Source organism: Pseudomonas sp. NFX224, assembly GCF_048565165.1.
GTDB lineage: Bacteria > Pseudomonadota > Gammaproteobacteria > Pseudomonadales > Pseudomonadaceae > Aquipseudomonas.
The window spans coordinates 3,044,701-3,057,724 of sequence record NZ_CP183416.1; the positions used below are offsets into that span (position 1 = coordinate 3,044,701).

Genomic DNA, 13,024 nt, shown 5'->3' on the forward strand with positions numbered 1-13,024 from the left:
ACCAATAGGGAAGCCACATGCATAACCTCAACAAGGGCTGGATTTTCCAGCGCGCGGTGCTGGCTGCCGCCATCGCCCTGGGCTGTGTCGTCGACGCACAGGCCGTTGCCTTCAACATCGGTGAAATCGACGGTTCGTTCGACTCCTCGTTGTCCGTGGGTGCCAGTTGGGCGACCAGCAGCCCCGATCGCGATCTGATCGGTGGCAACAATGGCGGCGACGGCCTGGCGCAGACCTCCGATGATTCGCACCTGAACTTCAAGAAAAATGAAACCTTCTCGAAGATCTTCAAGGGCATCCACGACCTGGAACTCAAGTACGGCGACAGCGGTGTCTTTGTACGCGGCAAGTATTGGTACGACTTCGAACTCAAGGACGAAAGTCGCCCGTTCAAGGACATTGATGACCACGGCCGCAAGGAGGGCGCCAAATCTTCCGGCGCGCAAATTCTCGACGCGTTCGTCTATCACAACTATCAGGTTGCCGATCAACCAGGCTCCGTGCGCCTTGGCAAGCAGGTGGTGAGTTGGGGGGAGAGCACGTTCATCCAGAACGGCATCAACTCGATCAACCCGATCGACGCCGCCGCTTTTCGCCGCCCGGGTGCCGAAATCAAGGAGGGCCTGATTCCGGTCAACATGTTCTATGTGTCGCAGAGCCTGACGGAAAACCTGGCGGCCGAAGCGTTCTACCAGCTTGAGTGGGACCAGACCGTCGTCGACAACTGCGGGACCTTTTTCGCCCAGCCCGATGTGGTGGCCGATGGCTGCAACAACAACCTGCGGGCGTTGGCACCGCGCTCGGCGATTCCGGCGGGCGGCCTGGCCGCCTTGCAAAATGTCTTTGGGGCCGACATCGATCAGGAGGGTGTGAAGGTTCCCCGAGGCCCGGATCGGGATGCACGTGACGACGGTCAGTTTGGTATTGCCCTGCGCTACATGTCCGACGCACTCGACACCGAGTTCGGTGGCTATTACATGAACTATCACAGCCGCCTTCCATTCTTCAGCGCCACGGCGGCCAGCCAGCAGGTGTACAACCAAGCGCAGGCAGTGCTGACCGGTCCTGCAGCCGCCTTGCAGCCAATCGCCGTGGCGGCCAATTCCCAGTACTTCATCGAGTACCCGGAAGACATTCACCTGTACGGCCTGAGCTTTTCCACGACGCTGCCGACCGGTACCGCCTGGTCGGGTGAAATCAGCTATCGGCCCAATGCACCAGTGCAGTTGAACACCCAGGACATTTTGTTCTCCGCGGTCGGTCCGTTGGGCGGGCCGGTCCTGCCCAACGCTTCGCTGCTGAACGTCGCTCCTGGCCAGGACTTGCACGGCTATCGTCGCAAGGAGATCACCCAGTTTCAGAGTACCCTTACGCACTTTTTCGACCAGGTCATGGGCGCCGATCGCCTGACGCTGGTCGGTGAAGTGGGCGTGGTGCATGTCGGCGGCCTGGAAAGCAGTTCCGACGCCCGCTACGGTCGTGATCCGGTCTACGGCCAGGGGCCGCTGCCGGCGAGTGCCGGGGGAGCCATCGATACCTGTCGCCAACTCAACCTGGGCACGGTGGGAGCCAATGGCAAAAACCTGACCCGTTTCTGCAAGGACGATGGCTATGTCACCAGCACTTCCTGGGGTTACCGTGCCCGGGCAATCTGGGACTACAACAACGTGTTCGCCGGAATCAACCTGAAGCCGAACATTGCCTGGTCCCACGACGTCGAGGGGTACGGCCCGAACGGTCAGTTCACCGAAGGCGCCAAGGCCGTCAGCCTTGGGCTCGATGCGGTGTACAGCAACACCTATAGCGCAAGCCTGTCTTACACCAACTTCTTTGGCGGCGACTACAACACCTCGGTTGATCGTGACTTTGCTGCGTTGAGTCTCGGCATGAACTTCTGATTGCTGCCGGTTTTTCCCATCGGATTTAGGCGGCTCACGAGCCGCTCTTTTTTGTTTTCATCGGCGGCCGGACATCCCCCATCGAGGGGGTCATAGCGTTGCATTCGCTTCGATACCCTTAGTCGAACTCAAGATGCGAGTTCCCCATGTCTTTGGCAATCACCCATAAAAAACCGCACGCGCCGCACTGTGTCCAAGCCATTGTGCCGCGCCCGCGTTTGCGCCGGGCGTTGCTCGACGCCCCTTGGCCGGTGCGCCTGCTCTGCGCCCCGGCAGGCAGTGGCAAGACCTTTTTGCTGCATGAATGCGCCCAGCACTGTCCCGTCGATACGCGCCTGCTTTGGTGCGACCTGAAAGGGCAGTCATTCGGAGCAGACGGTTTCATCGAAGTATTGGCCCGGCAATTAGGCGTGTCGCATGACATGGCCAGCGTACAAACCTGCCTTGAACAACAGGCGACCCCTCTGTGGCTGATGGTCGACGATTATCCCCGCACCACCGACAATGCCTTGGACAGCGTGCTCAACAGCTTTCTGCTGTCGACTTCCCACCAGGTCCACTGGTGGATCGCCAGCCGTCGACGACCCAATTGCCAACTGATGCGCTTGTTACTGGAAGGGAAACTGCTGGAACTTGGCATTCGCGAATTGGCCTTGACGAACTCTGAGCTGGAGGAGTTGCTGGGACGTGAAACGCTTCAACTCGCTCCGTGCGCTGCGCAGCAAATGCTGGATTCGACTGGGGGCTGGTACGCGGGGATTCGGATGCAGCTCCTTGGCCAGCGGCGTGGGGTGAGGCCTGTCAGCCCCCATAACGGCTTGCTGATAGAGCGATACCTGGAGAGCGAAGTGCTCAATGGGCTACCGCCGCAGTGGCGTGAGTGGCTTTGCACTTTGGCTTGTTTGCCAGGTTTTGATGCCGCGCTTTGCGATTACCTGATCGGAACAGTCGGTGGCGGCCGACTGATGAGGCAGCTGTATGAGACGGGCCTGTTTGTCGACTCGATGTACTGTGGCGCTGCACGCTACCGTGTGCAGCCTGCGGCAGCCGGGCTGTTATCGGCACGACTGTCCCTTGAGCAAAAAAAAGCATTGTTCATTCGCGCATGCCACTGGTGTATTGCTGCGAAACAGGAGCACCAGGCCATCGAATATGCGTTGCTGGCCGGACAGGAGGACGTCGCTGTGTCCGTACTGCAGACGTTCAGCCACGATCGTTTACTGCAAGGTCAGGAGCTGGCGCGGGTACTCCACTGGTGCGAGCAGTTGTCGGTGCCGAGGTTGAGCGACTCGCTTGAACTCGTGACCCTGGTTGCATGGGCGCAGCTACTTGGTGGTCGTCTGGCACAGGCACAACGCTGGACGAACCGTTTGCAGCGCTTTATGCCGCAGCCTGATGCGAACAGGCAACGCGCGGGACTGGCACAGTGGCAAGTATTGACCGCGACCATCGCCTGTCATCGAGCTGATACCCCAAGCCAGGAGCTGGCGCTGGAAGACGCCGTGGACTGTCTGGCGGAGGATGCCTGGGTGCAACGGTCGCTGGGGCAGGCCACGCTAATAGAACTGGCGCTGAGCGAAGGACGGCTAGGGCTCGCTCGGCAGCGCATTCGCAGTGCCTTGGCGATGGCTCGTCGACACGCCAGCCTGGCGATTGAAGGGATTTTGTTGCTGCAGTATGTCGATTTTCTGGAAGTTCGTGGCGAGTTGAAGCGTGCAGACATGCTGCTTGATCGAATGTATTTCGAACTCAAAACCGTTTCCAATACCGAGACTGACTTTTTGGGTGCCCGTATACGCATACGACACGCCGGGGTCCTGGTGCAATTGGGTCGCTGTTCAGAGGCGACGCGTTTTTTTCAGTCGGGCCTCGAGGCGTCGCTTGCGTGTCAGGATCCGCTGGCTATTCGGGGGTATCTGGGCCTTGCCGACATGGCGGCGACAAAGAACGAACTGGAGCAGGCATTCATTCACTTGGGCAACGCCAGTCGCTTGCTGCAATGCCAGCAAGTCGCGCAACCGCTCTATGAGTGCCAACTGACGCTGGCCTACTCAAGGCTTTGGTTATGCCAGGGACAGCACGCTAAAGCAGAGCGCGCATTGGCTCAGTGCCTGGCGTTGTATCAAGGCCGAACGGTTCTCGGTCATCCGGAGTTGCTGCCACGTCTAGCGCTGCAGCTTGCGCAAGTGCAGATGGCCGCAGGTCACAATGTCATTGCCGGGCTGGAGGACATGCGCCTGGAGGCGCAAGCGCAAGGCCGCTGGGCACTGGTGTGCAAGCTGTGGCTCTGCCTCGCCCAGGCATTCGATTTCAATGGTCAGAGAAGCCAGGCCGGGCATGCCTTGATGGAAGGCTTGAGGTTGTCCCGCCGACTCGGATTGAGCGGCATCGAGCGAAGTTTCAAGATGCAGGGGCATGGGCTAATGGTGATCGATCAAGCATCAAAAATTTCAGTCAGCGATGTCAGGCTCAGCCGGCGGGAACTCATTGTCCTGGAAATGATTGCCCAGGGATTGTCCAACCGGGAAATTGCCGAAGGGCTGCACCTTTCATTGCATACCATCAAAAGTCACGCGCAGAAGATTAACGCCAAGCTGGGGGTATCGAGCAGAAGCCAGGCCATTGCCCAGGCAAAGTTATTGGGGATGATCGCCTGAGCCTTGTGTGATGAGTCAGCACCCGAAAACAGGCACCGATTTCCCCCATCAGGGGGATCAAGCCCGGGTGAATATGCCGCCAAAGTCTTGGCTGTCTATGACCTGAGTGCTGTGGCAATTTCATGGACAGTGACTATGCTCAGGCCCGGATATTTCCGTCGTCGTTACCCTGCGCATTCACCGGGAGGCGAACATAAGGGGTGCGAGCGGAGAGCGCGAAGTCGGGATCGGACAATACTTTCCCAGCGCTGCCGAGTATCAAGCGACCTTCACTCCGGCTTTGTTTTTTTGACCATTTTTCAAGGGACTACCCGCTATGACGTTCACCAGGAACCTGCTCGCTTCGCTCATCAGTTGTTCGATATTAGCCCTGTCAGCCCCAGCGATGGCGGGGAAGATGGAAAGCGAGGACTCCGCGATTGGAAAACTGGAGTTCGATGGTGGTTATCCTACCCAGCCCACCATGACCAAGCTGCTGGGCGAGATGGATTTGATGCGGGCGACCGACGCCTATCTCTGGGGTATTCCTGCTGCCGGGATGATCGAATGGAAGAACGCCCAGAACAACGTCTTCAAAATCCAGGATGGCCAACTGGTCTCCTACATCACCCAGAAGCAGAAGCAGGGCATTCTCACGCCTAACTACACAACCCCCTACATTGCTACCTTCGCCGATCTGTCCAAGACCGGCCCGATTGTGCTGACCCTGCCCAAGGGCCTGATGGCGGGCATGGTCATGGATGTACATCAGCGTGTTCTGGAAGACCTAGGTGTGGTAGGCCCGGATAAGGGCGAAGGTGGCAAATACCTGTTCCTTCCGCCGGGGCACGAGCCCATCGCGCCTGAGGGTTACTTCGTGATACCGGCGAAGTCCAACATCGTGTTTTTCGGCGTGCGCTTGTTGGGCAAGGACAAGGCCGAGGCTGTCAAGACCCTGGTGCCGCAGATCAGTACTGCGCTCTATAAAGACGGCAAGCTCGGTGAGAGCTGGCCCGTGCTCCCGGCCGGCGAGCAGCCATGGAGCCAGACGCCACGCACCGGCATGGACTATTGGAAGAGCATCAACCAACTGGTGCAGCAAGAAGTGGTTGAGGATCGTGACCGCTTCATGATGGAACACTTGCGGTCCCTCGGCATCGAGAAGGGTAAGCCCTTCGAACCGGACGCCAATCAGAAAACAGCCCTCGAAAAAGGTGCCGTGCTGGGCCAGGCCATGGCCAAGGCCAACAACTACGCCAAACGTTTCGAACCGCCATTCTGGAAAGGGACGCACTGGAAACATGCCATCACCGTGAGTACCAATCAGCGCGCGGAGAACTGGGACCAGTTCGACGAGCGCGCCTCCTGGTTCTATGAAGCGGTCTCGATCTCCAAGGCCATGCTCACCCAAACCCCGGGTGTGGGGCAGCGGTATATCGTGACTTACCAGGACAAGGACGGTAACTGGCTGACCGGCGAGAACACCTACAAACTGCACGTTCCCGCGAATGTACCCGCCAAGCAGTTCTGGTCCTCCACAGTGTATGACGAGAAAGAGCGGCAGATGATCGTCAATGACGAAAAAGCGCCGGACATTGCTGCCGGCAAGCAGGGGCTGAAGGAGAACGCCGACGGTTCGGTGGACATTTACTACGGACCCAAGCCGGTGAAAGGCTTCGAACAGAACTGGGTGCAAACCAATCCCGGCGATGGCTGGTTCACCTACTTCCGCTTTTATGCGCCGACCGAAGCTTTCTTCGACAAGTCCTGGACGCTGGGCGATATCGAAAAGGTCAAATGAGTACCGGTCCCATGACCGCACTGGCGCAGGTTCTAGCCCTGGAACAACGCATGAGCCGCTCGATCATCGGTCAGGAGCGGGTCGTGCGCAGTATTCTGCTGTGCCTGTTATGCGATTCCAACCTGCTGCTTGAAGGCATGCCCGGGCTAGCCAAGACCCGTGCCATACGCAGCCTGGCCAATAATCTGGATGCGAGCTTCCGGCGCATCCAGTTCACCCCGGACCTGCTTCCTGCCGACATCACAGGCTCGGAAATCTACGTGCCGGATGCGGCCTCGCTGGAGGCCGCGTTCCAGTTCCGACAGGGGCCGGTGTTCGGCAACCTGGTGCTGGTGGACGAGATCAATCGAGCCCCGGCCAAAGTACAGTCGGCGTTGTTGGAGGCCATGGAGGAACGGCAGATTACCGTCTCCGGCAAGACCTATCGGCTGCCCCGACTGTTCATGGCCCTGGCCACACAGAACCCGGTGGAGCAGGAGGGCACCTATAATTTGCCAGAGGCGCAACTCGACCGCTTTCTGATGAAGATTCAGGTCGATTACCCGTCGGCAGACAGCGAAAAAGGCATCCTCGACCTGGTCCGCGGTGAACAACAGCGCTCTTACGCCGAAGCCGAATCTGCGTCCGACGAAGTAACGGCGAGCGAGGCACCCGAGCGACTCTCGGTGGAGGTGGTGTACCAAGCCTGGCGCGCGGTGGCTGAAATCCACGTCAGCGAGCCGATCAAGGACTACATCGTCGGCATCGTCCAGGCCAGCCGCTATCCCGGGCAGCACGATGAGGAACTTGCACAATGGCTGTCGATCGGGGGCAGCCCGCGAGCCACCCTTGGACTGGAACGTGCCGCGCGGGCTCACGCCTGGCTGGCAGGTCGAGATTATGTCGACGATGGTGACGTGCGCGCGGTAGCCCATGACGTTTTGCGCCACCGTCTGGTGCTGTCGTTTCAGGCGGCAGCCTCGGGAGTGACGGTCGAACAGGCGATTGACCGGATCCTGAGTCTCGTCATTGCGGGTTGATACCGATGAAAACCGATGAGGGTGTCTACGTCGACCTGGAGGAATTGATCGCCTACGGCGCGGTGACCCAACAGATGGCCGTCAGCTTCTCACGGGTGAGCAATAACCTGCAGCTGGGTAATCGGCCGTCGCGCCTGAATGGTCGCGGGGGGGCATTCGATCAGATCAGGCCCTACCTGCAAGGCGATGACGTGCGCGACATCGACTGGAACGTTACCGCGCGCATGGGCGGTGCACCCTTCGTACGGGTCTTCAACGAGGAGCGGCAGCGCACGCTGCTGGTACTGGTCGATCAGAGCAGCGATATGTTCTTCGGCACCCGCGTACAGCTCAAGTCGGTGCTGGCGGCCAGGACCGCCGCGCAGTTGCTTTGGCTCGCGCAACATCGTAAACAGCCCTTCGGCGTCGTCATCGCCAGCGAGCAGCAGGTCTTCAGTTGTCCACCACGCCAGCACCGAGGGCACTTGATCCACGTATTCGCGCAACTGGTGCACGCTAACCGTGCGCTGGCTGCCGACGCTGGCGAGACTCACGCGGTGGCGCAGATTCCACTGGCCTTGCGCCGGCTGCTCCGACTGGTGTCCCGTGATGCCCTCGTAGTCCTAATCAGCGATTTCCACAATTTCCACGACGAAGCCTGGTTGCTGGTCGACGAAATCGCCGCCCGGACACAGGCCTTGGCGATTCCGGTCTTCGACGGAATCATCGACAAATGGCCGAAGCAGGGACAGTTCCTGGCCACCTACGGCGGCATCACGGCAGAATTACGTTTTTCCTCCGGCCAGCAGCGCCAGGGTATCGAGAACCGCGCCCGACGTAATCTTTCTGTACTGGAGGCGCGCCTCGCCCAGGCGGGGATGGGGGTGTCGCCGTTTTGCACCTATGAGTCGGCGCAGACCCAATTGAGTAGGGCGCTGAGCCTGGTGGGCGGTGGAAGATGAGTACGCCGATGCGCAGCGAAGTGCCTGGAATGGACTTGCCTGACCTGGCTGAGCTGGTTATGCCCACGCCGGTGAGCCTGTTTCCGCAGACCCTGGCCTGGCAGTTGCTGCTCGCTGCCATCGTGCTCGTGCTGTTGATTTACCTGCTTGTGCATTACCGTCGCTATGTGCGTCGACGTTGGCGACGCCAAGCGGTAAGTCTGGCATCGGCGGCGCGAGTAAGTGGCAGCAGCAATGACTGGTTCGTACTGATCAAGCGCGTGTGCCTGCTGCACATGCCCCGCGGGCAAGTGGCGGCGCTTGACGATGACGCAGTATTGGCGCGTCTGACAATGCTGGATGAATCTGCACGCCAGGCGTTGCTCGACCGTCATTATCGGCACGCAGATCGGTTGACCGATTCGACCAACGAGAAGGTGGCCGACGCGTTTGACCACTGGCTCAAGGGGCTGCCTGATGCTCGATAGCGTGTTGGCGCTGCTGCACAGGCTCACATTCGAATGGCCGTTAATGTGGCTGGCGCTGCCGATGCCACTTCTGGTTCGACTGCTGCCGGCGCCACGCCTTGTCCACCGTGACAGTGTGCGCGTGCCCAACCTTGCGAATCTGTTGGGGCCTGATCAACGACCTGCCTCCGTGCCTGGGCAGGATCGGCTTCTCTGGGCCGCGTTTGCTTTCTTCTGGTGCTGCCTGGTGTTTGCCACCACTCGCCCGCAGTTGCTCATGCCAGCCAGTTACCGCGAGGTCCCGGTGCGTGATCTGGTGCTGGTTCTGGACGTTTCGGCATCCATGGCCACCGAGGACATGCAAGACGGCAAGGGTGGCAGGATCACCCGCATGGCTGCTTTGCAGGAGGCGGTGCGCGCCTTTATCGAGGCACGCAAGGACGACAACATTGGCCTGATCGTTTTCGGTAGCCAGGCCTATCCGTTCGCGCCGCTAAGTCGCGATCACCGCGTACTGTTGGAGCGTGTGGACGAGTTGAAACCGGCCATGGCAGGGCCACAGACCAGTATCGGCGACGCGCTTGGCAGTACGGTGAAGCTGTTCCGCAATGTGCCAGCTTCGGGTGAGGGCATGGAGCGCGTGGTGGTACTGCTGACCGATGGTAAGGACACCTCATCGGTATTGCCCCCCGAGGTGGCCATTCGCCTGGCCCGTAAGGAACACGTGAGCATCCATACCATTGCACTCAGCGAGGGCACGGATGAAGGCAGCGACTCGCAATTGTTGCGCAGGATCGCCAGCGAGACGGGGGGCACCTTCCACATTGCCAGCCAGAGTGCCCGATCGCTGCAGGAGGTTTATGCCAACCTTGACCGCATTACCCCACGCAAAGTGCGCAAGCTGGGCTGGTCCTACCGCCAGCCGCTGTACTGCTATCCATTGCTGGCGGCGTTGGGTGGCCTCGGCTTGATCGTCTTGCGGCTGAGGCGAAAGCGAGGCGGGCATGACTGACCTGCATTTCCTGCGTCCCTGGTGGTTGCTCGGCGTCGTGCTCTGCGCCCTGTTGACCGTCGTCGCTCGACGGCGACGTACCGGCCGTTCGCAATGGCATCAGGTACTGGACGCCAAACTCGCCAGCGCACTGATCCGGGCCCACACAGGCCGCTATAGTGTGGGTACGGTTGAACTACTGGGGCTGCTGGTTTGCCTCGGACTGCTGGCCTTGGCTGGACCGACCTGGAGCAAGCAGTTGCCGGACGAACTCAAGGACCAGGCGGCGGTAGTCATTGTGTTGGGCAACGGCAACAGCATGTATGCCGGGGACATTGCTCCCAATCGCAACCGCGCGGCCAAGGGCAAGATCGAGGGCCTGCGGCGCCTGATGCCGCAAGCTACGTTCAGTGTGATCGCCTATGCCGGTACCGCTCACCTGGTGATCCCTGCGACCCGTGACGACAGCTTCTTCGAGCTGTTTCTCAACCCTCTGGAACCGGACATCATGCCGGCCAATACGCTGGCAAACTCCGGCCTAAGCATGGCCCTCGACCTGGCGCGGCAGGCCGCTGCCAGCGCCAGCATGCCGGCTAATATCGTTCTGATCACAGATCGTCTGTCTGCCCAGGAGCGCGATGATCTCGAGGCGTTCTACAAGGATTTTACCTCCATCGAAGTGTTGGTCGTTGGCACCGCAGAGGGAGGCCCCCTGCGCTTCGCTCCGGCGAATATGGCACCGTCGGAAACGGGAGTTTCGCTGGACTACTTCGCCGCTCTGAAGGCAGAAGGCATGCCTGTCACGGGAATTGGCAGTGACGATCAGGACCTGACCTGGCTGCAACAGAACATTCGCCGCACTCTGACCCGGACGCACAACGGTGATAACCAATGGCACTGGCAGGATAGCGGCTACTGGCTGGTACTTGCCATGTTGCCGTTGGGACTGCTGCTGCAGCGCCAACTACGCGCGCTCAGCTTCTTTCTGCCTTGGGTGCTGCTGACGGGGGCGTACACCCCCGATGCCCGTGCGGACTGGCAGGATCTGTGGTGGACTGCCGATCAGCAGGGCCAGCAGGCAATGGACAACGGGGATTACGCACGCGCGGCGCAGCGCTTTACTGATCCTTACCGTAAGGGGCGGGCCTATTATTTGGCCAAGGACTATCCCCAGGCTGCCGCGGCGTTCAGCCAGGTTCAAACGGCACAGGGATACTTCTATCTTGGCAACAGCCTGGCCCAGCAGCAGCGCTACCAGGCAGCGCTCAGTTCCTACCGCCAGGCTTTGTTCCTGAAAAGCGATTTCGTCGAGGCTCGCGATAACGCCAAGGCGATGCAGGCACTGCTGGACGAGTTGGCGAAACATCCTGGTGAGCGGCAAAAAGCACAGCCCGGTGACAATGACTTTAGCTCCATTCGCATCGACCTCCAGCCTCGACAAATCTCGCAGGGTGCTGGCCCCATCGCGCACACCATGAGCGATGGTGAGTTGAACCAGTGGATGGCCAACGTGAAGTCATCGCCAAGGGATATGCTCAAAGCGCTGTTCCTGTTACAGACACAGGAACGCTACCAGCAGGAGGGGCGCTGATGTCCAGGTGGTTGTTGGCCGTCGCGACGTTGTTTGTGTCATCCATGTTGGCCGCCGCAACACTTCCTGCGTGGCAGGCTACAGTGGACATACAGCCGCTTGGCATGGCGAAGTTGCCGGACGTTGTGGTGCCCAAACAGAGCGTGATATTAAAAGTCACTGTGTGGATGCCGGAGAAGGTCAATTGGTATCCGCGCTATCCGCAGTGGGACATGCCCGGTGCAGTCCTGTTGCCGCTGCTGATGTTGTCGCCGACAATTGAACGCGAACAGGCCGGCTCCACTCAGCGGGGCGCGACCCAGAATTACCTGCTCACACCGCTGGCGGAAGGCACCCTGCGACTGGCGCCGACGCAGATCACGGTTTACCCGGATTTAGCGGATTCGCCCGTCTTGCCGTTCGCGCCTATGCAATTGCAGGTGGCGTTGCCAAACGCTGCCGGCTCAATCGAACAGTTCCTCCCGGCAACGGCCCTCAAGGCCACCCAGCAGTTCTATTTGCAGACGGGTGAAAATGAGCCGCAGGAGGTTGCCCCGGGTAATCTGGACCAGTTGATGCTGCAAAACGGACAGGTACTTGAACGCCGAATTACTATCGAAGCTCAGGGCATCCAAGGTAACCAGATCCCACCACTGCCTGTCGATGGCGATTCGCTGCAGCATCAGGCGCAAGCGCTCGACCTGAACAATTATGGCGATTTCACAGGTGGCAGGCGTATCGAACACTGGTTTTATGCACCTGGGGAGCAAAATCGCATCCAGCTGCGACCCCTCGCGGTCCGCTGGTACGATCTGGGCTCGGGTACATTCAAAACCGAGCATTTGGCCGGGAGCACGATTCACGCGGTGGCGCACGAACAAGTTGATTCGCGGCTGCGGCTTTCCTGGTGGGAACGACTGACACTGCTGTCGTCGCGGCAGATGGTCGTGTTACTTGCAATCTGCGTCTTATTGGTCGCTATCATCCGTTATCGGCGATTCATTCTATTTGCTTTGCAGCATGGGATGAACAGTGGCCGTCGCTGGGTGCGTGAGACCGAGGGTTTTCAGTTCCTCAAACTGTGCGGTTACATCGGCGTATGCGGCTTGGGCAACGGCGGCGCACAGCATGCTCTCCAGCATTGGTTACAGGGCGGGGTCGTTGGTGAGCATCTGGAAAGCTGCGAAGCTATTCAGCGATTGAATAGGAGTCGGTACGGTGTGCAAATTTCGAAGATGCCGTCACGCTTGGACGTTCTCGGTGAATTGCTGATCCTGCGTCGTCGACTTGAGACCGTTGGTAGAACCCCGCTCAGGAGTCGATACGACTTACCTGGGCTGGAATGCTGACTCTCCTGGCGTTACGCATGTTCGCCCCGGCCTCGAACGCGGTAGAGGGATAATATGAGGCGCTAGCGTTCCGCGCCGACAGAGCAGAGTAGGAGATGGAGGACACTCGAGTGTTGACGCCAATGTCGAATTGACCCATCTGCTGACGCAAGACTACCTCACCTTTAAATCGGCACAACTCCAGTAAAGGTAGTCGTTCGCGAGGAGTCTGACCGGGTCAATGAGATCTTGGCAACTGGGTCAATTTGGCGTCGGCGCCTACACTACCATTGGCTAAAGGCAGAGTTCGGCTAGATGCATCGGTGGCTAGGTCCGGGTTTACGGGAATTATCTCGAATTATCTCGCCAACTATAATTGGTCATTTTTTAACCA

Annotated in this window: 10 protein-coding genes; 9 read left to right on the forward strand and 1 reads right to left on the reverse strand. The window is 59.5% G+C overall.

Annotated elements, in window-relative coordinates:
* Positions 1-17 precede the first annotated feature (17 nt).
* Positions 18-1,898, forward strand: a complete 1,881-nt coding sequence (locus tag ACNYC6_RS13685; RefSeq protein WP_419712710.1) for a DUF1302 domain-containing protein — start codon at positions 18-20, stop codon at positions 1,896-1,898.
* A gap of 484 nt (positions 1,899-2,382) precedes the next feature.
* Here the strand turns inward: ACNYC6_RS13685 and ACNYC6_RS13690 are convergent, their stop codons facing one another.
* Positions 2,383-2,538 carry a hypothetical protein gene (locus ACNYC6_RS13690; RefSeq protein ID WP_371919693.1) on the reverse strand — a complete coding sequence of 52 codons (156 nt, stop codon included), beginning with the start codon at positions 2,536-2,538 and terminating at the stop codon, positions 2,383-2,385.
* Between the two features lie 796 nt (positions 2,539-3,334).
* Between ACNYC6_RS13690 and ACNYC6_RS13695 the strand changes: the two genes are divergently transcribed.
* The 8 genes from ACNYC6_RS13695 to ACNYC6_RS13730 all read left to right on the forward strand — a co-directional run bounded on the left by ACNYC6_RS13695 (position 3,335) and on the right by ACNYC6_RS13730 (position 12,651).
* Complete coding sequence (locus tag ACNYC6_RS13695; RefSeq protein WP_419712711.1) at positions 3,335-4,555, forward strand: LuxR C-terminal-related transcriptional regulator; 1,221 nt, start codon at positions 3,335-3,337, stop codon at positions 4,553-4,555.
* Positions 4,556-4,952: 397 nt separating this feature from the next.
* A complete protein-coding gene (locus ACNYC6_RS13700; protein ID WP_158259209.1) occupies positions 4,953-6,335 on the forward strand; it encodes a DUF1254 domain-containing protein in 1,383 nt (460 codons plus the stop codon).
* An 11-nt stretch (positions 6,336-6,346) separates the two neighbouring features.
* The gene (locus ACNYC6_RS13705) at positions 6,347-7,354 is read left to right on the forward strand and encodes an AAA family ATPase (RefSeq protein ID WP_105641067.1); all 1,008 of its coding nucleotides are present in this window, start codon (positions 6,347-6,349) and stop codon (positions 7,352-7,354) included.
* A 5-nt stretch (positions 7,355-7,359) separates the two neighbouring features.
* On the forward strand, positions 7,360-8,295 hold the full coding sequence (locus ACNYC6_RS13710) for a DUF58 domain-containing protein (RefSeq protein WP_419712712.1): 936 nt from the start codon (positions 7,360-7,362) through the stop codon (positions 8,293-8,295).
* Positions 8,292-8,762 (forward strand): DUF4381 family protein, encoded by a 471-nt coding sequence (locus ACNYC6_RS13715; RefSeq protein ID WP_419712713.1) that lies wholly within the window; start codon positions 8,292-8,294, stop codon positions 8,760-8,762. Before ACNYC6_RS13710 ends, ACNYC6_RS13715 begins: the two co-directional genes overlap by 4 nt.
* On the forward strand, positions 8,752-9,753 hold the full coding sequence (locus ACNYC6_RS13720) for a VWA domain-containing protein (protein ID WP_419712714.1): 1,002 nt from the start codon (positions 8,752-8,754) through the stop codon (positions 9,751-9,753). Before ACNYC6_RS13715 ends, ACNYC6_RS13720 begins: the two co-directional genes overlap by 11 nt.
* A complete protein-coding gene (locus ACNYC6_RS13725) occupies positions 9,746-11,323 on the forward strand; it encodes a VWA domain-containing protein (RefSeq protein WP_419712715.1) in 1,578 nt (525 codons plus the stop codon). Before ACNYC6_RS13720 ends, ACNYC6_RS13725 begins: the two co-directional genes overlap by 8 nt.
* Positions 11,323-12,651 carry a hypothetical protein gene (locus ACNYC6_RS13730; RefSeq protein ID WP_419712716.1) on the forward strand — a complete coding sequence of 443 codons (1,329 nt, stop codon included), beginning with the start codon at positions 11,323-11,325 and terminating at the stop codon, positions 12,649-12,651. Before ACNYC6_RS13725 ends, ACNYC6_RS13730 begins: the two co-directional genes overlap by 1 nt.
* Positions 12,652-13,024 lie beyond the last annotated feature (373 nt).